19 protein-coding genes are annotated in these 22397 nt (G+C 40.8%); 8 read left to right on the top strand and 11 right to left on the bottom strand.

Going from position 1 to position 22397, the window contains the following annotated elements:
* The first annotated feature begins 87 nt into the window (after nt 1–87).
* The 3 genes from carA to H8B21_RS11385 all read left to right on the top strand — a co-directional run bounded on the left by carA (nt 88) and on the right by H8B21_RS11385 (nt 3017).
* Nucleotides 88–1188: a glutamine-hydrolyzing carbamoyl-phosphate synthase small subunit gene (gene carA, locus H8B21_RS11395; protein ID WP_190313866.1), complete on the top strand. Its 1101-nt coding sequence runs from the start codon at nt 88–90 to the stop codon at nt 1186–1188.
* A 149-nt stretch (nt 1189–1337) separates the two neighbouring features.
* Nucleotides 1338–2633: a phosphopyruvate hydratase gene (gene eno, locus H8B21_RS11390; RefSeq protein ID WP_190313865.1), complete on the top strand. Its 1296-nt coding sequence runs from the start codon at nt 1338–1340 to the stop codon at nt 2631–2633.
* 84 nt (nt 2634–2717) lie between these two features.
* Nucleotides 2718–3017, top strand: coding sequence for an FtsB family cell division protein (locus tag H8B21_RS11385; protein WP_190313864.1), 300 nt, complete (start codon nt 2718–2720; stop codon nt 3015–3017).
* 9 nt (nt 3018–3026) lie between these two features.
* Here H8B21_RS11385 and H8B21_RS11380 read toward each other — a convergent pair whose 3' ends face one another.
* The 4 genes from H8B21_RS11380 to H8B21_RS11365 all read right to left on the bottom strand — a co-directional run bounded on the left by H8B21_RS11380 (nt 3027) and on the right by H8B21_RS11365 (nt 6440).
* Nucleotides 3027–3848, bottom strand: coding sequence for an AMP nucleosidase (locus H8B21_RS11380; protein ID WP_190313863.1), 822 nt, complete (start codon nt 3846–3848; stop codon nt 3027–3029).
* 107 nt (nt 3849–3955) lie between these two features.
* Nucleotides 3956–5206 (bottom strand): ATP-dependent Clp protease ATP-binding subunit ClpX, encoded by a 1251-nt coding sequence (gene clpX, locus H8B21_RS11375; RefSeq protein WP_190313862.1) that lies wholly within the window; start codon nt 5204–5206, stop codon nt 3956–3958.
* 10 nt (nt 5207–5216) lie between these two features.
* On the bottom strand, nt 5217–5915 hold the full coding sequence (clpP, locus tag H8B21_RS11370) for an ATP-dependent Clp endopeptidase proteolytic subunit ClpP (protein WP_190313861.1): 699 nt from the start codon (nt 5913–5915) through the stop codon (nt 5217–5219).
* 57 nt (nt 5916–5972) lie between these two features.
* Entirely contained in the window at nt 5973–6440 is a 468-nt protein-coding gene (locus H8B21_RS11365; protein ID WP_190313860.1) for a type I restriction enzyme HsdR N-terminal domain-containing protein, read from the bottom strand.
* 39 nt (nt 6441–6479) lie between these two features.
* Here H8B21_RS11365 and holA point away from each other — a divergent pair, with 39 nt between their 5' ends.
* Nucleotides 6480–7490 (top strand): DNA polymerase III subunit delta, encoded by a 1011-nt coding sequence (gene holA / locus H8B21_RS11360; RefSeq protein WP_190313859.1) that lies wholly within the window; start codon nt 6480–6482, stop codon nt 7488–7490.
* On the opposite strand, the gene H8B21_RS11355 is transcribed toward holA, so the two are convergent.
* From H8B21_RS11355 to H8B21_RS11345, 3 genes are all read right to left on the bottom strand, one after another.
* Nucleotides 7474–8736: an AI-2E family transporter gene (locus H8B21_RS11355; protein WP_190313858.1), complete on the bottom strand. Its 1263-nt coding sequence runs from the start codon at nt 8734–8736 to the stop codon at nt 7474–7476. The genes holA and H8B21_RS11355 overlap by 17 nt on opposite strands.
* Before the next feature lie 31 nt (nt 8737–8767).
* Complete coding sequence (locus tag H8B21_RS11350) at nt 8768–9952, bottom strand: MFS transporter (RefSeq protein ID WP_190313857.1); 1185 nt, start codon at nt 9950–9952, stop codon at nt 8768–8770.
* Between the two features lie 78 nt (nt 9953–10030).
* Nucleotides 10031–10786 carry a TrmH family RNA methyltransferase gene (locus H8B21_RS11345; protein WP_190313856.1) on the bottom strand — a complete coding sequence of 252 codons (756 nt, stop codon included), beginning with the start codon at nt 10784–10786 and terminating at the stop codon, nt 10031–10033.
* A gap of 6 nt (nt 10787–10792) precedes the next feature.
* On the opposite strand from H8B21_RS11345, the gene tamL reads away from it, so the two are divergent.
* Nucleotides 10793–13144 carry a translocation and assembly module lipoprotein TamL gene (tamL, locus tag H8B21_RS11340; protein ID WP_190313855.1) on the top strand — a complete coding sequence of 784 codons (2352 nt, stop codon included), beginning with the start codon at nt 10793–10795 and terminating at the stop codon, nt 13142–13144.
* Here tamL and H8B21_RS11335 read toward each other — a convergent pair.
* Nucleotides 13141–13674: a hypothetical protein gene (locus tag H8B21_RS11335; protein WP_165296018.1), complete on the bottom strand. Its 534-nt coding sequence runs from the start codon at nt 13672–13674 to the stop codon at nt 13141–13143. The genes tamL and H8B21_RS11335 overlap by 4 nt on opposite strands.
* Before the next feature lie 75 nt (nt 13675–13749).
* On the opposite strand from H8B21_RS11335, the gene H8B21_RS11330 reads away from it, so the two are divergent.
* Nucleotides 13750–14010 carry a hypothetical protein gene (locus H8B21_RS11330; protein WP_165296017.1) on the top strand — a complete coding sequence of 87 codons (261 nt, stop codon included), beginning with the start codon at nt 13750–13752 and terminating at the stop codon, nt 14008–14010.
* A gap of 58 nt (nt 14011–14068) precedes the next feature.
* Here the strand turns inward: H8B21_RS11330 and H8B21_RS11325 are convergent, their stop codons facing one another.
* From H8B21_RS11325 to H8B21_RS11315, 3 genes are read right to left on the bottom strand one after another with little or no spacing between them, the layout of a single operon-like run.
* On the bottom strand, nt 14069–14485 hold the full coding sequence (locus H8B21_RS11325; protein WP_190313854.1) for a hypothetical protein: 417 nt from the start codon (nt 14483–14485) through the stop codon (nt 14069–14071).
* 48 nt (nt 14486–14533) lie between these two features.
* Nucleotides 14534–16198: a M28 family metallopeptidase gene (locus tag H8B21_RS11320; RefSeq protein WP_190313853.1), complete on the bottom strand. Its 1665-nt coding sequence runs from the start codon at nt 16196–16198 to the stop codon at nt 14534–14536.
* A gap of 37 nt (nt 16199–16235) precedes the next feature.
* Nucleotides 16236–16868: a SprT-like domain-containing protein gene (locus H8B21_RS11315; protein WP_190313852.1), complete on the bottom strand. Its 633-nt coding sequence runs from the start codon at nt 16866–16868 to the stop codon at nt 16236–16238.
* A 102-nt stretch (nt 16869–16970) separates the two neighbouring features.
* Between H8B21_RS11315 and recN the strand changes: the two genes are divergently transcribed.
* Complete coding sequence (gene recN / locus H8B21_RS11310) at nt 16971–18632, top strand: DNA repair protein RecN (protein ID WP_190313851.1); 1662 nt, start codon at nt 16971–16973, stop codon at nt 18630–18632.
* A 222-nt stretch (nt 18633–18854) separates the two neighbouring features.
* Nucleotides 18855–22256, top strand: a complete 3402-nt coding sequence (locus H8B21_RS11305; protein WP_190313850.1) for a TonB-dependent receptor — start codon at nt 18855–18857, stop codon at nt 22254–22256.
* The last annotated feature ends 141 nt before the right edge of the window (nt 22257–22397 follow it).

Genomic DNA, 22397 nt, shown 5'->3' with positions numbered 1-22397 from the left:
TTGAATTTATTTTAGCCCGTTTGGGCTTTTTTTATATCCATAAGGGAAAGAACGATTACAGAATAACTTTAACAGAGAAATAAGAGAATGACCAACTACAGCAAACTACCAGCCATTTTGGTGCTTGAAGATGGAACGGTTTATCACGGCAAGGCTGCTGGAAAAATCGGTACAACGACAGGCGAGATCTGTTTTAATACAGGGACGACCGGTTACCAGGAAATCTTTACAGATCCATCTTACTACGGGCAAATTATGGTAACGACCAATGCGCATATTGGTAATTACGGAATTGACGAGGAAGATACAGAGTCCGAAAAAATTCAGATCGCTGGTTTGGTCTGTAAAAACTATAACATTAATTACAGCCGTCAAATGGCTGATAGATCTATTCAAACCTATTTCGAAGAAGAAAACTTAGTTGGTATCTCTGATATTGACACACGTTCATTGGTACGCCATATACGAAATAAAGGCGCGATGAACGCCATTATATCATCTGAAACACTTGATGTAGAGGAATTGAAGACTCAATTAGCGAACGTGCCTTCGATGGAGGGATTGGAGCTATCTTCTGTCGTATCAACCAAAGAACCTTATTTCTATGGCGAAGAAAGTGCGCCTACTCGTATAGCTGTTTTGGATCTGGGTATCAAAAAGAACATATTACGCAACTTTGATGCACGTCAAGTTTATGCGAAAGTATTCCCGGCCAAGACGACATTTAAAGAAATGGAGGAATGGAATCCTGATGGATATTTTATATCTAATGGGCCTGGTGATCCGGCAGCAATAGACTATGCGATAGAAACCATAAAAGAGATAGTAGCGGCAGACAAACCCATGTTCGGTATATGCCTAGGCCATCAGATGCTAGCGCTGGCACACGGAATCCGTACAGAAAAAATGCATAATGGACATCGCGGTATAAACCATCCGGTGAAGAACATAATCGCTAATCGTTGTGAAATTACCTCTCAAAATCATGGTTTTAGCGTTGTGGCAGAAGATCTAGAGAAGTCAGATAAAGTGGAAGTGACCCATATCAACCTGAACGATAATTCGATCGAAGGAATCCGGTTGAAAGGAAAAAAAGCATTCTCGGTACAGTACCACCCTGAATCATCTCCAGGTCCACACGATTCACGCTATCTCTTTGACGATTTTATCGCCATGGTAAAAGCTTAGCCGTTTTTCTGCTATTCTGAACGTTAGTGAAGAATCGTTGTGGGAGGACATAGAAATTGTATATATTTGAATATACCAACAATAAATACTATCTTAGTGTTGATTATACACTAAGATTGGAAAAGAGACTAATATAAGACAATAAAAAAATGAGTTTAATAATTGATGTTCATGCGCGTCAAATTCTTGATTCGCGCGGAAACCCAACAGTGGAAGTAGATGTAACTACACAAAATGGTTTTGTTGGTCGTGCAGCTGTACCGTCAGGCGCTTCTACAGGTGTACACGAAGCAGTTGAATTGCGCGACGGCGACAAAACCAGGTATCTGGGTAAAGGTGTTTTGAAAGCAGTAGAAAATGTAAATACAAAAATCGCCGAAGCACTTAAAGGTGTTGATGTATTCGAACAGAATACAATTGACAAAATTATGATTGACTTAGATGGTTTGGAGAATAAAGGCAGCCTGGGTGCCAATGCGATACTTGGTGTGTCATTAGCGGTTGCTAAAGCAGCTGCTCAAGAGTCTCACCAACCATTATATCGCTATATTGGAGGTGTAAACGCAAATACATTGCCTATTCCGATGATGAATATCGTTAATGGTGGTTCACACTCGGATGCACCAATTGCTTTTCAGGAATTTATGGTTATGCCTGTTGGTGCACCTTCTTTTTCAGAAGCCCTACGTTGGGGAACCGAGGTTTTCCATAGCTTAAAGAAAATTTTACACGACCGTAATCTATCTACCGCAGTAGGAGATGAAGGTGGTTTCGCCCCAACATTTGAAGGTACAGAGGATGCTATTGAAACCATTTTAAAGGCGATTGAAACAGCAGGTTATAAGCCAGGTGCTGATATTTGTTTGGCGTTGGATTGTGCTTCTTCGGAATTTTATGTAGATGGCAAATACGACTACACCAAATTTGAAGGTGCAAACGGAGCAGTTCGTACTTCAGAGGAGCAAGCAGCGTATTTGGAAGAATTAACGCAGAAATATCCGATTATCTCTATCGAAGATGGTATGCAGGAAGACGACTGGGCAGGCTGGGAATTGTTAACAGAAAAAATCGGTAACCGTGTTCAATTGGTAGGTGACGATTTATTTGTAACGAATACAAAACGCTTGCAACAAGGTATCGATAACCATACAGCAAACTCTATTTTGGTTAAGGTAAATCAAATTGGTTCATTAACAGAGACTATTAATGCGGTTTCATTAGCACAGAACTCTGGTTATACATCCGTAATGTCTCACCGTTCAGGAGAAACAGAAGACTCAACGATTGCTGATCTGGCTGTCGCATTAAACTGTGGGCAGATCAAAACAGGATCGGCATCACGTTCTGACCGTATGGCAAAATATAATCAGTTATTGCGAATCGAAGAGGAATTAGGCGGTAATGCACGTTTTATCGGCAAAAACTTCAAATACGCGATTAAATAATAAAAAGAAAGGGAGGCAGGCCTCCCTTTCTTTTTATTATTTAATTTATGTTATCTTTATCAGGGGATTTTTAACTTTGCCTTTATGGAACGTTTTCTTGCATTGATTCAAAACAAATACCTTATCGCAGCTGTCGCGTTTTTTATTTGGATGTGCTTTTTTGATAGATACGATTTCAGTACGCAATTCTCCTATCAACAAGAAAAAAATAAATTGGAAAACGAAAAGCAATTTTATGAATCGGAAATTACGAGGATTGAGAAAGCGATAAAAGATGTCCAATACAATCCTAGTGAAATTCAACGTATAGCTAGAGAACGTTATAAAATGAAAAAGGATAACGAAGATATTTACGTCATCCAAGAAGTCGAATCTGCTGAGTAGAGTTATTGTCTAAAACTTCAAATGTTTAACGGTTAATCCATTATTGATAAGTTGTTTTAACGCATCGATACCAATTTTTAAATGCGTTTCGACATATTTCGCGGTTACAGTCAGGTCACTTTCTGCTGTTTTAACACCATCAGGTACCATAGGTTGATCTGAAACCAGTAGGAGAGCTCCAGTTGGTATTTTATTGGCAAAACCAACACTAAATATTGTTGCTGTCTCCATGTCGACAGCCATGGCACGTATACTTTTTAAATATTTTTTAAACGCTTTGTCATGTTCCCATACACGCCTGTTAGTGGTGTAAACCGTTCCTGTCCAATAATCAAGCGAATAGTCCCGGATTGTTGTAGAGATCGCTTTTTGCAGGGCGAAGGCGGGAAGAGATGGAACTTCAGGGGGGAAATAATCATTGGATGTACCCTCGCCCCTTACGGCGGCGATAGGCAATATGAGTTCGCCAACAGGAACTTTCTTTTTTAATCCGCCCGTTTTGCCTAAGAATAACACAGCTTTCGGAGCAATGGCGGATAAAAGATCCATAACGGTAGCCGCCATTGGGCTTCCCATGCCAAAATTGATCATGGTTATACCGCTGGCTGTACAAGCCTGCATCGCTTTATCCTCGCCATAAATAGGTGCATTGTCATGCATCTCGGAAAACATCTTGACATATTTCGAAAAGTTTGTCAACAATACATACGGCTCAAATTCCTCTAGCGGACATCCTGTATAACGAGGTAACCAATTTGTAACAATATCTTCTTTCGTACCCAATCCCGGTGTAACCGGTGTCTCTACTGTTTTCTTCTTCTTTTTCGTCATAAGCACTTTTCTATTGACAAGACAACGGTTTGAAAAGTCACGTTAAGTTTCCAAACGCATTTATATAATAGACAAAAAATCCCTCAATATGTTGAGGGATTTTTGTTTTATGCAACGTGCAATTTTTTTATGTCTGATTTTGCAAACTTCTGCTTCGCGTAATCGAGCGTGATGTGCAGGACTTTTGCATCGTCCTCCTCTTTACTTGTCGGTAATTCAAACATGGCGTCAAGCATGATGGCTTCGCAAATACTGCGCAGCCCTCGGGCGCCTAATTTGAACTCCCATGCCTTATCTACAATGAAATCATAGACATCTTTGTCGAAAACTAATTCAATGTCTTCATATTGGAATAACTTCACATACTGCTTGATTAAGGAGTTTTTAGGTTCCGTTAAGATACTTAATAATGTCTCCTTATCCAGTGGATTTAAATACGTCAATACAGGCAATCGACCAATTAATTCTGGAATGAGTCCGAAATTCTTCAGGTCTAATGGTGTAATATATTTATACAGATTACTAAGATCCACATCTTGTTCTTCCTCTTTCATTTTATAGCCGACTGTTTGTGTGCGCAAACGATTGGCTATCTTTTTCTGGATTCCATCAAATGCGCCGCCGCAGAGGAAAAGAATATTACTCGTGTTGACGGAAATCATTTTCTGGTCGGGATGTTTACGGCCTCCTTGGGGAGGTACGTTGACGTTTGTACCCTCTAGAATTTTCAATAACGCCTGCTGAACACCCTCTCCAGATACATCTCTTGTAATGGACGGATTGTCACTCTTACGGGCAATTTTGTCAATTTCGTCAATATAGATGATACCTCTTTCAGCTGCCGCAACATCATAGTCCGCAGCCTGCAGCAAGCGGGTCAATATACTTTCTACATCTTCTCCAACGTAACCTGCCTCTGTCAATACCGTTGCGTCGACAATACAGAAGGGAACGTTCAATATCTTTGCAACGGTTTTTGCCAGTAATGTTTTTCCCGTTCCGGTTTCTCCTACGATAATGAGGTTTGACTTTTCGATTTCAATCTCATCTTTATCCACTTTTTGATTCAGCCGTTTGTAATGATTGTATACAGCAACGGAAATTACTTTTTTTGCGTCATCTTGACCGATTACATATTGGTCAAGGTGTTGCTTTATTTCTGTCGGGCGAACCAGCTTTAAGGCTGTTTGCAAAGATTTGCTTTTTCGTTGTTTCAGTTCTTCGGCCAAAATTTCGCCAGCCTGCGTCACACAGCGATCACAAATATGAGCTCCATCACCCGCAATAAGCATCTGTGCATCATTTTTACTGATACCACAAAACGAGCAACGGACATCTCTATTATTAATCTTACTCATTGATTAATTGTTATTTAACTTCTTTTTTGGGTAATAATACCTCATCAATCATACCAAACTCTTTCGCTTCCACTGCTTTCATCCAATAGTCACGATCAGATGACCTTTCTACCCACTCGTAGGATTGGCCAGAATGTTCAGAGATGATGGTGTATAATTCTTCTTTTAGCTTTAGCATTTCGCGTAGATTGATTTCCATATCGGCAGCAACACCTTGTGCTCCGCCAGACGGTTGGTGAATCATCACACGAGCGTGTTTTAGCGCAGCGCGTTTACCTTTGGCGCCAGCAACCAACAATACAGCGCCCATAGATGCTGCCATCCCGGTACAGATAGTAGCTACATCAGGAGCAATGTATTGCATGGTGTCATAAATGCCCAGTCCGGCATATACGCTACCTCCCGGCGAGTTGATATAAATCTGAATATCACGTTGAGCATCTGTAGACTGTAAAAACAGTAATTGTGCCTGCACAATGTTGGCTACCTGATCATTGATAGCGTCACCTAGAAAAATAATGCGGTCCATCATCAAGCGCGAAAATACATCCATTTGTGCGACATTTAGCTGACGCTCCTCAATAATATAAGGTGTGAGGTTCGTCGGCATGTTGCTTTGTACGCGGGAAATAAAACCATCTACATGTTGGCTCCCTATACGATGATGCTTGATAGCATATTTTCTAAATTCGTTTTTATCTATATTCATACGATTCTGTTTTTCTTTTTCCAAAAGACTAATATAAAATTATAATTTCAATATGCTCTACAAATTTAGAACCGAATTGTAATTTGGCAGTTCGGGTAAAAACTCAAACCTATTTTCTTCGAAATGTATTTTACAATAATAATGCTGTATGCCATTGCTGACGACGAGTAGGGGTATTTTATGGATGCTGTTGTAGTTGGCGATCTGATGAAATACCTTTTCGGTAATTTTGACAGTAGGCGACTTAAACTCTGCCAAAAGTATTTTTTCTCCTTTATTGTTAAAAACCAAGAGGTCGCTCCGTTTTTGCAACGTATTCAATTTTAGTCCTCCTTCGATGTGCATCAGCGATTTCGGATAGCCTTTGTGACGATAGAGATAATGTACCCAGTGCTGCCTTACCCATTCTTCCGGTGTAAGTACCAAATCCTTTTTTCGGAGTTCGTCAAAAATAAAAAGCTTGTCAAGCTTTTGTGTTATTTTGGATGAACAAGGAGGTAAATTCAACGGTATCGGCTCAAACATATACAAAAATAAAAATTTAAAATTGTATTTTCGCATGGTATGAACGCAAATACAGTCCTCGCCGACATCAAAAAAAGAAAATTCAGTTCCGCGTATCTTCTCCATGGGGACGAATCCTATTACATTGATTTGGTAACGGAGGCGTTGGAAGAACAGGTGTTGGATGACGCACAAAAAGGTTTCGACCAAACCATATTGTATGGGAAAGAAACGAGTATTGTGAATGTGGTAAATGCCGCAAAGCGTTATCCGATGATGAGCGACCATCAGTTGATTATTATCAAGGAGGCTCAGGATCTGAAATGGAAAACGGAAGAAGATCTATTGCTCAAATATCTTGAGAATCTGACCCCCACGACGATATTGGTGTTTGCGTACAAGTATAGTAAATTCGATAAGCGCAAGAAAATTTATAAAGCCTTTGAAAAAGCTGGAGTTGTCGTTGAGTCGACCAAGCTCTATGAGAATAAAATAGGAGAGTGGGTTACAGAGCAGTTTCGAGTTGCCCAGCGGCAAATTCACCCACAGGCAGCCGCCATGATGGCGGAATATCTGGGAACAGACCTCTCTAAGATAGCCAATGAAATCAATAAACTGATCTTAAATGTCCCCAAAGAACAGGAGATTCAGCCGCTACATATCGAACAAAATATTGGTATAAGTAAAGATTTTAATGTTTTCGAACTGCAATCTGCACTGGCCAAAAGAAATACGGTGAAAGCGATGCAGATTGTCAATTATTTTATAGCAAATCCTAAATCGAATCCATTACCCGTCGTTATCGGAAATTTAGGGAATTATTTCACAAAAATCTTAAAGTATCACTATCTACCCGACAAATCGCCACAAGTTGCCTCAAAGCACCTAGGTGTACATAGTTTTTTTCTAAAGGAATATGAAATTGCCGCACGAAATTTCAATCGGAAAAAGACATTTGAAGTCATCCATCATTTGAGTATTTATGACCTAAAAACCAAAGGCTTGGATGTGGGACCGTTTACCGACAATGGAGAAGTTATCAGAGAGCTTGTGTTCAAGATTTTGAATTAGCGTCAACATCATCATCGCCCTTCGGTAACTCTTCCGATTCATGAATTTCTTTGTATTTCATCGTGACAGTTTCTGGGACGGTCTCCGTGTCAACTTCCATCTCGACCTCAACTTTTTTGGAGCTCTTGGGCTTTCTGACAATACCCCATTTCATGAGCAAAACCTGTGTCGAATTTCTTTTTAGATGTTCCTTCTCGGGCTCACCTATTAAAAAGCCAAAAGCTTCCATAGACGGTATAGCGTCGAAGAGAACTTTAATAGTTGCTGTTAATGGCAGTGCGAGAATCAAACCGGAAAGTCCGAATAACATACCGCCTAATAATATTGCTATAATTGCCATCAGCGGATTAATACTGACTTTGCTGCCTACGATATTTGGCGTGATAATATTTCCTTCTAAAAATTGTACAACCTGGAACCATGCGATGACACCAACGGCATACCAAGCGCTGTCTTTTACAGCTAGTGCAAAGAGGGCAGGTAAAATGGAACCGATGGCAATCCCGATATAGGGGAGGAGCATCAACAACGAAGCTAGTGTACCAAAAAACCAAGCATAGTCAATGCCCATCGCCATTAAGCCTACAGTATTCAGTACAGCAACAATACCCATAACGGTTATCAGGCCTAATAGATAACTCTGTACAACATCATATATCTTATTCAAGGTCGTGTCAACTTTTGTATGCGGAACACTTTTGAAGGCTCTAAAAAAGAATTCCCGAAAGAAATCGCGATAGTACAATAAGAAAAAACTAAACAGTGGTACCAAAATAACACCCGCGACCATATTGCCGATGGAACCAAATGTTGCCGTTATAACACTGCCTGCATTAGAAGCTAGCTTATTTCCCTGATCCCGTAGCTGATCCATTATCTCCGTACGTTCGATACCAAAACTTTGCTCAACCCAGGCCTGTGCCCGTTCTAATACCGACATAACCTTGGCTGTTATAGCAGAAGCATCTTTACCTATAATGATACTTTGGTGGACAATAAACCACCCAAGAGCCCAAATGATCGCGATGGCGATAAGCACAGAAAGTATTGCGGCAAATGCTTTGCCTAAGCGTAGACGTTCCAGAAAGCGAGCAAGTGGAAACAACGAAATCGATATCAGGATAGAAAACAACAACGGAACGAGGACGCTTTGTGTAACGTACATAAAAGCCAGCAAGAGTGCCATAGCTATGAAACTCGATGCTAAATCGAGTGAGTAGGGGTATTTTTTGGAATTGTTGTCCATGTTAAGGCTTCTTAATTGTAAGTGAAAACGATTAACGGCTTCTTTTGTTTTTTATATCCCAATAGAGCACATAAAAAAATGCTAAAAATATGATAACGCTATTAAGTATAAAGATAATAGGAATTTTGCTAATCTCATCACGATAAATATATCCTGCTAAAAGTGCGCCCCCACCGATACCTATTTCTAAGGCGATATACATGGTCGCCATTGCTTTTCCTCTATGCTGCGGTAAGCTGAGATCTATGGTCCAGGCATTGACGGCCGGTGAAAGAATACCACTACCTATCCCGTACACGACAGCGCCCAGAATCAAGCCCTCTACGGAGTTGCCCAAACCTAGGAGCAGCAACGAAATAGAGATAATGACAATTCCCACATACATGACGCGTATCCGACCATACCGATCCGATACTTTTCCGGAAATAAAACGGATGCTAATCGAAGCTAACGTATAAGCAGTGAAAAATAAACCTTTGTTGCCAATACCTAAATGGTCGCTCCAATCTGGTATCAATGTGAGAATAACGCCGTATCCCGAATAAGAGAGAAGTGTCACGACACCGGCGGGAATGGCTCTCCATTCAATGATTTCCCCTTTATTGATCCGAAGCATGCTTAATGAAAATTTTCGTTTGTCAGCCAATGTTTCTCCCATACGTATCACAATGAGAATGGAAAGCAACGCAAAGGCCGATGAACAATAAAACATAAAGTCAATACCGTATCCTTTGGCGATGTAACTGCCAATAGCAGGACCAATGGCACTGCCCACGGCAAATGCAAGTCCATGCATACCTAAGGCTTCACCCCAGCGGTTTTGTGGAATAATATCGGCGATGTAGGCCGCTGTAGCGGTTGGCTTGAAGCCTGTCGAAAAGCCGTGGATAAGCCGAAGGAAGAAAAAGCCAGCTACAGAAGTTAGGATAGGATAGAGAAAGCCGCAGATAAAACATACAATAGAACCAATAGCCATCACGGGCACGCGTCCCCACCGGTCTGTCAGCTTACCACTGAAAGGGCGGGATATACCGGCTGTCAATGTGAAAAGTGCAATAATCAATCCTTTGTGTTCGGCACCACCCATCTGGCTGAGGTGGTTGGGCAATTCGGGAATAATCATATTAAAGCTCGCACAAAATAGTAGCGAACTAAGACATAATAAAATAAAAGGTAGAGTGTATATCGACTTGGTGTCGACTACTTGATTATCCATTTTTCATCCGTATAAATTTTTTCTTCAATAGCGATGAAGTTATCAAGTTTATTCACCCCCTTCTGTGGTTTGAATAAACTATGATGGTTTCAATTTTTGTCTTGCGATTTCGGAACAGAAAACTGTCGTAGCAACAGCTACATTGAGCGACTCTGCATTTCCAATGCGTGGAATGGTAACCGCATGATCCACTTTTTCTACAATTTCATGGCTGATGCCATTTCCCTCATTACCCATGATGATAAGTCCGGCATTTCTAAAGTCCGTTCTATATATGGATTTTCCCTCTAGGAGCGCGCCAAAAGTAGGCATTTCAGATTTTTTAATGAAATCTCCCAACGACGTATAATACATTTTGACACGAGCCAACGAACCCATCGTTGCTTGTACAACTTTAGGGTTAAAAGCATCTACGGTTCCAATGGAGCAAATAATGTGGTTTATGCCGAACCATTCTGCTGTTCGAATAATGGTTCCTAAATTTCCCGGATCCTGTATATCGTCCAAAAGCAAATTGTGTTGTTGCCTTAAAAGAGCCCAATCAAAGCTTTCAACCGTTGGAAGATGAACAAGTGCCAATACCCCCTGAGGATTGGTCAAACCGGATATTTTTTGAAATTCGGTTAGAGTAACCTCTATACATTTTAATTTTTGCGGTAAATTCCCCATTTTTGTTCGAGCTTCCGCCGTGGTAAATAAGCTGTGAACTTGGTAATCGGAAGAGAGAAATTCGAGCACTGACTTCACACCTTCGACGATAAAAAGTCCATGTTGTTTGCGAAACTTTTTATGTTGCAATGACGTAATTAAACTAATTTGCGCTTTTGATAACATTGCTTAATGATTAAGAAGTACAGTTTTTTTGTTTGTGCAAGTATAACGCTTTTGTTGCTATTTTTTGCATCCTGTCGTTCGGCAAGATACTTAGAAGAAGGGCAAGCATTAGTGACGGACGTCGATATCACAGGGGTTTCTCCAGATATAAAAGAAAATGCAACAGCTTATATATCGAATGAAATTAAGCCGAATTCGAGGCTAAATCTCACAATATACAATTTGTTCAATACACGGAAAGGGCGCTATAAAGAGGAAAACAGACGGAATGTCGGAGAACCTCCCCATGTGCTCGATTCATCTTTGGTTGAACTGTCTGCACAACAAATTAATCGATATCTCCAGACCAAAGGATATTTTAATGCGTTTGTGACGCCACAGGTCGACGTGAGAAAGAAGAAAGCCCGTATTGATTTTCACGTTGCATTGGGACAGCCTTTTCTGTTTGGCGATATCCAATATCGTGCCGACGATCCTGTAATTGAGGAGATATACGCACATGAAGTAAGACCGAAATCGCCCGCTAAAACAGGAAAGCAGTTCGACAGTGCAGATTTGCTGGAGGAGCGAGAGAAGCTTTATGAAAAATTGAAAGAACGTGGATACTATGACTATCTTCGACAATATATGCGGGTAGGAATTGATACGAATGCTGTGGCGAAACAAGCTAACCTCCACGTGGAAATACAAGACCCAACGGATAGTACACAGCATACCATTTATCATATTGATAGTGTCTTTGTAAAGATCATACTGCCTTATGGGCAGACCAGTACACGGAATCCTCATTCCACTGTAGACACTAGCCTGCGTATTACCTATAACGATGAAACAGGACGCTTTCGGATAAAGCCCCTATCCAGGTATATGTATTTACGGGCGGGTATGCGCTATGATCTCAAAAAGGAAAATCAATCTTACGACCGTCTTTATGAAATGAATGGTTTTAGGAATGTAAAGATCAATCATCAGAAAACAGGAAACGGCCGTTTGAATACATTTTATGAACTGACTCCTCGTCCGGTTATGGCAAACCAAGTAGAAGGGGAATTTACATTTAGTTCGGGTATGAGTGGTTTTAATATCGGAAATACCTTTTCCCATCGTAATGTATTTGGTGGGGCGGAGCAACTGGAGATAAAAATGCGGTATGGGGTGTTGTTTGACCCTCGTTTGGAAGGGAACTTAGCGAATAAGATTTTTAATAATGATTTTCAAGTAGGCGTCAATCTTATTATCCCGCGTTTGATGACACCTTTTGAAAATTCCAGCACGGGAACCTATGGCCTGCCACGAACCACGTTTTCCAGCACATTGCAGTTTTTTCAACAAGACCGAACCTATTCCAATAGATATTTTACGAACTCACTAAATTACATCTGGTATACTAGCCCGCGCTCGCAACATAGTCTAACGCCGGTTTCTATTGAATATCGCGTTGGGAGATTAGACGATGCATTTCAGCGGCAATTGGAGGATGAGGGGTATCTGTTGTATGTGCGAAGTAATAATCGGGAGTATTTTGGTTTAAGTGCACAGTATAATTATACCTATAATGCCGCAAAGCTAATAACTAGGGAGAATTTCAGTTACTTCCGTGTTGGATTGGAAAGCAGTGGAAATGTATTAGGCGTATTAAGCGATGTATTGAAGTTGGAGACATCGCAGGAAGGTGAACGCTTGCTATTTGGTGTACCTTATCTACAATTTGCCAAAACGGAAATTGATTACAGGTGGTATCGTCATTTAGGAGGCAATAAACAATTTGTGCTACGATTCAACGGCGGAGTTGCTGTTCCGTATGGCAATAATTCCAGATTATTGATATTTGAAAAAAGCTTCTTCGGTGGGGGGATGAATGGAATTCGAGCCTGGCAGGCACGTACATTGGGCCCGGGTAATTATAACCGGGCAGATCTACCGGAACGTTTACGGCTGAATTTGCGAAACCTGGATCAGCTGGGTGAACTTAAATTAGAAGCAAATGCAGAATATCGCTTTCGGATGTTGAATAATTTTTTGGGTGCGAAGTTGAATGGAGCTACATTTCTGGATGCCGGAAATATCTGGCTATTAAGGGATAATGAAATAACGACTAATGGCACGTTTAAAACGAGTGAATTTCTTTCGCAGATTGCTCTTGGTACAGGGTTTGGCGTTCGGTTGGATATGGATTATTTCATTATCCGTTTGGATGCAGGACTAAAATTAAAAGATCCGCAATTTGCAAAAGGGGAACAGTGGGTGATAAAAGAGTTCTTTAATAGTCGCGAATTCAAACAGAACTATTATGAAACACACCGTCCCGACCGTTATAATTTTATCCAATACAATTTTAGTGTGGGATTACCTTTTTAGATCAAATTCTTCAACGCATCCAGTATACTTTCCATGATCGTGGAAAAATCCAATCCTTTAGCAAAGTGGAAATAGGCGTATACGATGGCTATGATGACGAGGGTCACGATAAATCGTCTAAATAGATAAGCTATCAGTAGGATGGCCAGCGGAATAAGTAATAGCAACAAACCGTTAATTTTAAATGGCTTCAGTTCCTTGTCTTTCTTATGGATGTAGTATAGCTTGCTTACTGTATTTTCCTGATTTTTGTGTTTGAAGAAAACAAATGTAGAGGATTCTACTGGCTGTTGTACAACTGCAACTCCATCGTGAAATTGGAGGTTTTGTTGAAAACCATTTAGATTAAAAACAAACGTCCCGTTGATTCTTTCTAAAGGTTGTTCGGTACTGTCAAGAGCGATAATGGCAAGCTTGCTGTTTTGGGTCAGATTCTCTTTGACGATAAAATTATCAATGCGTTGGGGTTGGGCCTGAGCGTGTGCAACAGACAAAAGAACGAAAACCAGTATGCGAATGATTTGCTTCACGTTAGATTAAAATCTCCGCTGCAATAATAAGAAAAAAGTAATATATTTGTGGAAATAAAAAAGATATAGACTGATATGGAAAATACTGTGTCTCAAAGACCCGCAAAAAAGACAGACAATAACGCAAACCGTACAGAATATTATGTACAGTTAACAGTTGCAATTGTCATTGGTTTGGTAGGTGTATTCATCCGGTTCGTTCCTGATGTTTTGCCTTCATTAGACCAGATGACTTTTGTATTTTCTCTAATAGCAAACATATTGATGATTGTGGCATCGATCATTGCATTTAAAGTGGTATTCGATATTTTGGGATTTGGAAAGAACAAAAACTAAGTTTCCTTTTTCAGTAATTAAAAACAAAAGCCCGGACACATAAATCCGGGCTTTTGTTTTAGGCGAAAAGTGACCATGTACTCCAAGGAATACGGGATAAAAATACGATTAAGCCAATAGTGTACATAATGAACACCGTCCTATTGGCGGCATAACCCTCGGTTGCTCTTTTTGCTTTTGAATAACCGATGGTAATCAGTACAATCCCAATAAGCATCATCAGCGGATGCTCTAAAAAATATAATCTGGATAAGCTGTTGCTCATGTTCGCTCCGGAGAAACTCTGTATCCCGAGAGGGGAAACGAAATAGATAACTAACCCGACAACAAGCTGAAGGTGCGCAGTGATGAGTCCAATCAATGCTATTTTGCGGTTGTAAGGATTTGCCTTGAAATAATTGACTGCTGTAATTACGATTGAAATAACTAAAGCCAATAATAAGATAACGGCTAAAGTGGAGTGTAGATGTTTCATTCCTGTTAACATGTTTGTTTGTATTTAATTGTTCTCTCTCTAATAAATCTATAATCCCAAACGTTTATCGCCCAGTTCCTTAAATTCGGACTTCGCTTTAAAATTAGGAAATGTACTTTCCATACTCATGGTATAGCCGATGTCGAAAAATAAACGTATATCTTCAATGATACCACCAAAATCCCAATTTTCATCCACTTCATCAGCTACCGTATGATATCTGCCTGCAAGCGCCTCTCTTCTCCGCTCGATATCAGCCGTATCGGTAGACAGAAGTTCGCTTCCAGCCCCCATAAAAAGCCCAGGAACACCTGCTTTGACAAAGTTGAAGTGATCGGAACGATAAAAACCACCAGAAGTCGGATCACTTTCTCCTTTCATTATACGGCCAAATTTGGCTGCTGATTTTTCTACATAATCTTCAATTTCTGTTTGTCCGATGCCTACTACTGAAACGTCTTTGGTCGCTCCCAATGCACTGAAAGCGTCCATATTGAGGTTAGCGACGGTCTTATTTAAGGGATAAATAGGATGTTGTGCGTAATAAGCTGACCCCAATAGACCCTCCTCTTCCGCTGTTACAGCTAGAAAAATAATCGAACGCTCGGGTTTTACCTGCGCCGATTGGAAGGCCTTTGCTATTTCAAACAAGGCTGCTACACCGGCTGCGTTGTCAATTGCACCATTATAAATAGCGTCTCCATCAACAGGCTCGCCCACACCCAAATGATCCCAGTGTGCCGTATAAATGATGACCTCGTCCTGTCTCTTTGAACCTTCCAATTTCGCAATAACATTATTCGAAGTTGATTTTCTAAACGTATTATGAATACTTACAGACGTGGTTACATTTAACGGTACAGCCTTAAATCCCGGTTTCTTGGCATCTTCTATGATATTCGGCGATATTCCTGCCAGCTGGAAGAGTTTCTTTGATGTTTCATTGGAAATCCAGCCTTCGAACTCAGCGAATGAAGCGCCGTCGTCTTCTGACACCAATTCTAGCTGCGGTCCGGACCATCCTGATCGCACGACATTCCAACCATAACTTGCCGCCTCTGTTTCATGGATTAATAGAATACCGGTTGCACCCTGCCGGGCAGCTTCTTCATATTTATATTTCCAACGCCCATAGTAGGTCATCGTATCGGCTTTAAATAAGCTTTTATCATATCTGCCCGGGTCGCTCACCAAGGCTACCACTGTCTTACCTTTTACATCCAAACCCTCATAATCGTTCCAATCGAATTCCGGAGCGACGATGCCAAATCCTACGAAAACCAATTCTGATTCGGATATATCGATATCGTCTTGTAGACGTCGGCTTCCAATAACATAATCGTCGAGATGGTTTGCTGAAACAGTACCCAATTCGCCTTTGAACGTTAGCACTTTATTTTTGGGCTCCGAGGCAATCTCCACCAAAGGTACTTCTTGAAAAAAAGATTCACCATTGCCCGGTTGTAGTCCCAAATCTTTAAACTGCTGCTCGATATATTGTACGGTGAGTGTGTCTCCCTTCGTAAATGGCTTCCGTCCAAGAAACTCATCAGAAGAGAGTTTAACTACATGTGCTTTATAGGCGTCCTCTGTGATGGCAGACAAAGCGGTAGAATCAAGCCCATCGGTATTATGGCTGTCTTGTGTGCCCTCCTGACAAGAGAATAGTATACTCACAAGAGCAGGAATCAATAGTAAATTTGGTTTCATCATATATATTGAAAGATTATGCGTGTTTAAAAATACGAGATTATTTTTTAATACCGTCTGCTTCCTTGATTAAAATGACCTCTGCCATAGGGTGAATGAGGTAGGTGCGATCGGTATTAAGCTCTACACACTTATATCGCTTTCTAAGTTTTTCTCGTTTTTCAAAAACGCGTCCGTTCTCTAATGCAAATATACTATTTGGTGGAATAGATTCTATGGTACATTGTTCGTCGGCGTTTTCGTCGTATTTTCTTAATGCCCGATATAGATGTATATCTGTACAGCTGGAAGCCGCCGGATTTTCCATGTATTGAACAATAGCATGTCGAACGTCCGCTGGAAAAACGCCCAATTGGAGAAAAGGGGCCATAAGTTGTTTGTAGTGACCTTTCCATTCGATACCATGTGGTTTCACCCGATGTTTGTACTGTTTCCACGTTTGTAAATGTGCAAATTCGTGTATAGTCGTAATGAGAAAAGCATAAGGATTGAGATCGTGATTGACAGATATCTTATGTGAAGCACCGCGGAAAGGTGCGGTATAATCGCCGAGTTTCGTTCTGCGACTGCGCGAAACTCTAAATTGGCAGCCCGTATCGTTAATCCATGCGGAGATAATCGGAGCAGCGGCCTCCGGCAGATATTGACTGAGTTGTTTAGAAAAATCTGGCATGTGTTGCAAACATATTGATTTTTTTCTACATGACTTCTAGAGATAAATCGTTTTTTGCAAGCCCGCTGAAATCGTTATCTTTGATAGCACGAATCAGAAGCCATGCTAAATAGACTTTTTATTAAGAATTACGCATTGATTGAAAACCTGGATATCCTATTTGATGCAGGGTTGAACATAATCACTGGCGAAACAGGAGCAGGTAAATCCATTATGATGGGAGCGTTGGGACTCATATTAGGTAACCGTGCGGAAGGTAAGCATTTCTTTCGGGAAGACCAGAAATGTGTAATAGAAGGTTTTTTTAAAATAGATGCTTATGGTTTGCAAGATTTTTTTCAAGAAAATGAATTGGATTACGACGATGAAACTATCATCCGTCGGGAGATAGCCGTTGACGGTAAGTCACGTGCCTTTGTAAACGATTCCCCTGTAACCTTAAATATCTTAAAATTGTTAGGGGAGCAGTTGATCGATATCCATTCGCAGCACGCTACTTTGCAGTTGAATACCGAACGTTTTCAATTGATGATACTGGATAACGTAGCAAAGAATCAAGCGATTTTACAAGATTATAAACAAAACTTATCGCAATACAAGCATCGGCAGGAATCCTTGAGCCTTCTGCGTGAAGATATTGCCAGTGCAAATGCTGCCTTGGACTTTAACCAGTTTCAGTTTGATGAATTGGATCAAGCTCATTTAGAAGATGGTGAACAGGAAAGGCTGGAAGCGGAGTTGAGCCAATTGGAAAATGCAGAGGAGATAAAAAGAGGACTGTTGGGGGCTAGTCATTTGTTGAGTGAAAGCGAACAATCTGCTACTTTTTCTTTAAAAGAGTCGTTGCAACAACTCCAATCCGTAGAGCGTTTTATGCCTTCAATGGAGGAATTAGTGAAACGTTTGCAAAGTGTATGGATTGAAGTGAAAGATATTGCGGACGAAGTCGGTGCCAAGGAGCAGGAGGTGTTTATGGATGAGGGGCGATTAGTAGAGGTTAATGAACGACTAAGCGTATTATATAGCTTGCAAAAAAAGCATAGGGTGGATACTGTTTCGGAACTCATTACATTGCGAGATGAATTGGAACAAAAGGTTTTGGTTGTGGCTAATCAAGGCGAACAGCTGGCGGCTTTAGAGCAGGACGTCGCCAAGTGTTTGGAGGCATTGGAAAAAACGGGGAAATATTTGCATGATGCCCGACAACAGGCGGTGACACATGTGGAAAAATATGTGCAAGAGGTTTTAGCAGAGATAGGAATGCCGAATGCCCAGCTAAAAATAGAACTTTCCTTGTTGGAAATTGATAAATATAAAACGACAGGTGCGGATGATGTTCGGTTTCTGTTTTCTGCCAATAAGGGGCAGCCTTTGCAGCCTATACACCGTGTCGCATCGGGCGGAGAGTTGTCCCGTGTTATGCTTGCCGTTAAGTCACTCGTAGCACAAACGTCAGCGTTGCCAACGATTATATTTGATGAGATAGATACCGGTATTTCCGGTGAAGTTGCATTAAAAGTAGGAGAGATTATGGAACGCTTAGCCGGCGACATGCAAGTACTGGCCATCACCCATTTACCGCAAATAGCGTCAAAAGGCCAAGCCCATTTTAAGGTGTTTAAGGAAGACGAGGGAGAGAAAACCAAGACCGATATCACGCTGTTGGCTAGAGAAGACCGTATCTTGGAAGTTGCGCAAATGCTCAGCGGGGCCAATCCCGGAGCGTCGGCTTTGCAGCATGCGAAAGAGCTGATTGAAAGATAGATCTTCAAGCGTAATTATCCATGTGTTTCGAAGAGTCTCGTGTGTGCAGATTATATGTTTAAACAGAATAAAATATATATTTTTTTATCGTTAAACGAATAATTGATATATAAGTCTTATGGAATCAATATTAAGTTTGTGTTAAGTGATCAAAGTACTCATTTTATATGTATAACTTTGTCGTGTTAAATTTTGAAACAAACAACAAACTAAAAGTTGATTATGAAGAAATCTTTACTAATCTTCGCCCTAGCTTTATCTAGTTATGGGGTAATCCAAGCTCAAGTAACGACAAGTAGTATGCAAGGGGTAGTAACTCAATCTACAGGACATGCTACAGTCGGGGCTACGATCAAGGCAACCCACGTACCTTCCGGGACGATTTATTCTGGCTCGGCCAATGTGGCGGGCCGTTTTAATTTGGCAAACATGCGTGTAGGAGGCCCTTATCGTGTGGAAGTAACCTATGTCGGTCAAAATCCTGTGGTTTACGAAGGCATTTACCTGCAATTGGGACAGCCTTTTGTTTTAAATCCTACATTCGGTGAAAACGCGATGTCCTTGGAGGAAGTCACTGTTACAGGTCAAGTCGTGCGTAACCAAAAAACAGGTGCGTCGACAAGCGTTGGTCAAAAGCAATTGCAGGAGTTGCCACAGGTAAATCGGAGTATCACGGAGTTTATGCGATTGACACCACAAGCCAATGGAACCTCATTTGGGGGACGTGACGCGCGCTATAACAATCTGCAAATCGACGGTGCAAACTTTAATAATGGATTTGGATTGAATGATGATCCTCTTCCCGGAGGAAAATCTCAGCCTATTTCATTGGATGCGATTGAGGCTATTTCGGTAAATATAGCTCCTTTTGATGTTACTCAGTCGGGTTTTACAGGAGCAGGGATAAATGCGATTACCAAAAGTGGTACGAATACTGTAACAGGTACAGCCTATTATTTTCTTCAAAATCAGAATTTGCAAGGTCATAAAATCGGTGACGTAACATTAGAGAAAACTGATGCGGCAAAGAAAAATTTTGGTTTTAGTTTGGGTGGACCAATTGTGAAAGATAAGCTATTCCTTTTTGTAAATGCAGAGCGTGAAGAGGCGACGGGTGCGAATGCTTCTGGAGCAAACTTATGGCGTGCTTCTGAAAATGGTGTTGCAGACGCTGCTAACAATATTGCGAGAACATCTCGTTCTGACCTAGAAGCTGTTCGAAATCATTTGATTAACCAATGGGGGTACGATCCAGGAAGATATGAAGGTTATGCGAACGAAGCGGAACAAGTAAGTACGAAGTTCTTAGCAAGATTGGATTGGAATATCAATGACAAACATAAACTTGCCCTGCGTTATAATCAAGTAATTGGGGAATCTATGAATGTAGCGAATGGTAATTCGGGGCCTCGACCTAGGGCTGACTTTGAAGCTTACAGCCGGGTGGGCCAAAATTCAATTGCCTTTGAAAATGCTAATTATGGATCAAAAAATGTAGTACGTTCTATTACGGCGGAACTTAATAGTAATTTCAATTCAAGATGGAACAATCAATTTTTGGCAACCTATACACGTATCCAAGATACACGGACTACACCAAGCAATCATTTATTTCCGTTTGTAGATATAGGTGACGGTAGTCATCAGGAATTTCTGGATAACCGAACTCCAGAACAAATTGCGGCAAATGCTCAACCTGGTTTCCATAATAATTACATGAGTTTTGGTACAGAATTGTTTTCTTATAATAATGACGTAATCAACAATAATTATTCATTTATCAATAATCTTAGCCTACAGGCTGACAAACATAATTTTACTTTTGGTGCAGCATTCGAAATTCAAAATTTTGGAAATAGCTATATACGTATGGGGAGTTCCTATTATCGTTATAACTCGGTTGAGGACTTCTTAACAACGGGTACACCGAATGAGGTGGCTCCAATTATGTTTGGATTGACCTATCCGTATGAAGGACAGGATACGTATTCCAGAGTCAATTTTGGATTGGCGTCTTTGTATGCGCAAGACCGCTGGTCCGTAGCTGACAACTTAACGTTGACATATGGTATACGTGCGGAGTTACCAATTTATATGAATAAATTAACAGCGAATCCGTCCATAGATGAACTTACCTTTCTAGATGTCAGTGGTATGCCAAAAAATTACGATTCGGGACTTTGGCCTAAATCAAGACTGTTGGTTTCGCCTCGGTTAGGCATCAATTATGATGTATTTGGAGACCGTTCTTTGGTACTACGCGGAGGAACAGGCTTCTTCTCGGGTCGAGTACCCTTTGTATGGTTGACCAATATGCCGACAAATGCTGGTGTGTTACAAAACGTTGTTGAACCAGGATCTTATGGTGATGTGCAAGGATGGATAGGAAATGTACGTTTTAACCCCGATCAATATTATCACCTGAATAATGTTCCTCAGGGGGCGGAAGATGTATTTATTCGTACACCCAATGAAGGTGCGCCGAGCTCTTTTGCATTAGTGGACAGAGATTTTAAAATGCCGATGGTTTGGCGTACTAGTATTGGTGGAGATTACCAGATTCCGAATACGCCATTGGTATTAACAGGAGACTTTTTATATACTAGAGATATTAATGCCGTATTCCAATTTGGTGCAAATCGTGTAACATCGAATACTTTCTTAAATTACGGATCGTCCGACGAGGCAGGTGACTACGGTGACAACCGGTCTTTTTATCCTTCGGGAGCACAGCGCTATAATGATGCCATCGGAGCCAACAACGCCACCGTTTTGACGAATACTAACGTCAAAGGTCATGCTTTGAGCGCGACTTTGGGATTAAGTGTGCCAAATTATCAAGGGTTTAGTGGTAGTGTATTTTATACCTATTCAGATGCACGTGAAGTAACCGGTAACACGGGATCAAATGCAAGTTCCGCTTGGGGAGCTTCTGCTAATATTCATGGTCCGAACGATCAATTCTTATATAAATCCAATTTTGCTGTTCCCCATCGTGTAGTAGCGAATATAAGCTATCGCATCGAATATGCAAATACGTTAGCGACGACGGTTGGTGTATATTATAACGGTGCGCATCAAGGCCGGTTCTCGTACATCTACGGAACAGATATTAATAACGATGGGCAAAATGCAGATCTGATTTATTTACCTAAAAATTTGAATGACCTTCCCCTTGTGGATATCGTGAATGATGGAGATGTTGTAAAAACTGCTGCTGAGCAACGCGATGCTCTTGAATCATTTATAAATGAGAACGGGTTAAGTAAATATAAAGGAAAATACTTGCCAAGAAATGCATTTTTAATGCCATGGCTGAACCGCTTCGATGTACGTGTTTTACAAGATATCTTTACCAATATCGGTCCTCGTAGACATACCTTACAGTTGAGTTTAGATGTCATTAATTTTGGTAACCTTCTCAGCAAAAGTTCCGGTATCCGAAGTACGTTGACTCCCGCACAACAATTATTACGGACTACTGGAGCAGTTCCTGCTTCTGGAGTTCCGTCATTTAACATGACGATGGTTGATGGAGAACTTCCGAATACACCTTTCCGGGATTTTACTAGTGATTTATCTACTACATGGCAAATGCAGCTAGGTGTTAGGTATATTTTCTAGATAGTTTACACTATTATAAAGAGGCTGTCTCAAAAATATGCGAGACAGCCTTTATTTTGTATCCCTATACAATAGCTTATCTTTTAATCACAACGACTTAAACTCCTATCAAGATAGCTCTATTTGTAGTTGGAGAATAAG

This window comes from Sphingobacterium chuzhouense (genome assembly GCF_014692525.1).
Taxonomy (GTDB): Bacteria; Bacteroidota; Bacteroidia; order Sphingobacteriales; family Sphingobacteriaceae; genus Sphingobacterium; species Sphingobacterium chuzhouense.
The sequence above is the reverse complement of the archived record's forward strand: the minus strand, read 5'-3'. Positions and strand labels throughout refer to the sequence as shown.

Bases quoted from the DNA above. Each gene is read 5' to 3' on its own strand.
- clpP (WP_190313861.1), bottom strand. From the start codon at position 5,915: ATGAATATAGATAAAAACGAATTTAGAAAATATGCTATCAAGCATCAT.
- H8B21_RS11365 (WP_190313860.1), bottom strand. From the start codon at position 6,440: ATGTTTGAGCCGATACCGTTGAATTTACCTCCTTGTTCATCCAAAATA.
- tamL (WP_190313855.1), top strand. From the start codon at position 10,793: ATGATTAAGAAGTACAGTTTTTTTGTTTGTGCAAGTATAACGCTTTTG.
- clpX (WP_190313862.1), bottom strand. From the start codon at position 5,206: ATGAGTAAGATTAATAATAGAGATGTCCGTTGCTCGTTTTGTGGTATC.
- holA (WP_190313859.1), top strand. From the start codon at position 6,480: ATGAACGCAAATACAGTCCTCGCCGACATCAAAAAAAGAAAATTCAGT.
- H8B21_RS11355 (WP_190313858.1), bottom strand. From the start codon at position 8,736: ATGGACAACAATTCCAAAAAATACCCCTACTCACTCGATTTAGCATCG.
- H8B21_RS11345 (WP_190313856.1), bottom strand. From the start codon at position 10,786: ATGTTATCAAAAGCGCAAATTAGTTTAATTACGTCATTGCAACATAAA.
- H8B21_RS11380 (WP_190313863.1), bottom strand. From the start codon at position 3,848: ATGACGAAAAAGAAGAAGAAAACAGTAGAGACACCGGTTACACCGGGA.
- recN (WP_190313851.1), top strand. From the start codon at position 16,971: ATGCTAAATAGACTTTTTATTAAGAATTACGCATTGATTGAAAACCTG.
- H8B21_RS11320 (WP_190313853.1), bottom strand. From the start codon at position 16,198: ATGATGAAACCAAATTTACTATTGATTCCTGCTCTTGTGAGTATACTA.
- H8B21_RS11385 (WP_190313864.1), top strand. From the start codon at position 2,718: ATGGAACGTTTTCTTGCATTGATTCAAAACAAATACCTTATCGCAGCT.
- H8B21_RS11305 (WP_190313850.1), top strand. From the start codon at position 18,855: ATGAAGAAATCTTTACTAATCTTCGCCCTAGCTTTATCTAGTTATGGG.
- H8B21_RS11325 (WP_190313854.1), bottom strand. From the start codon at position 14,485: ATGAAACATCTACACTCCACTTTAGCCGTTATCTTATTATTGGCTTTA.
- H8B21_RS11315 (WP_190313852.1), bottom strand. From the start codon at position 16,868: ATGCCAGATTTTTCTAAACAACTCAGTCAATATCTGCCGGAGGCCGCT.
- H8B21_RS11330 (WP_165296017.1), top strand. From the start codon at position 13,750: ATGGAAAATACTGTGTCTCAAAGACCCGCAAAAAAGACAGACAATAAC.
- carA (WP_190313866.1), top strand. From the start codon at position 88: ATGACCAACTACAGCAAACTACCAGCCATTTTGGTGCTTGAAGATGGA.
- eno (WP_190313865.1), top strand. From the start codon at position 1,338: ATGAGTTTAATAATTGATGTTCATGCGCGTCAAATTCTTGATTCGCGC.
- H8B21_RS11350 (WP_190313857.1), bottom strand. From the start codon at position 9,952: ATGGATAATCAAGTAGTCGACACCAAGTCGATATACACTCTACCTTTT.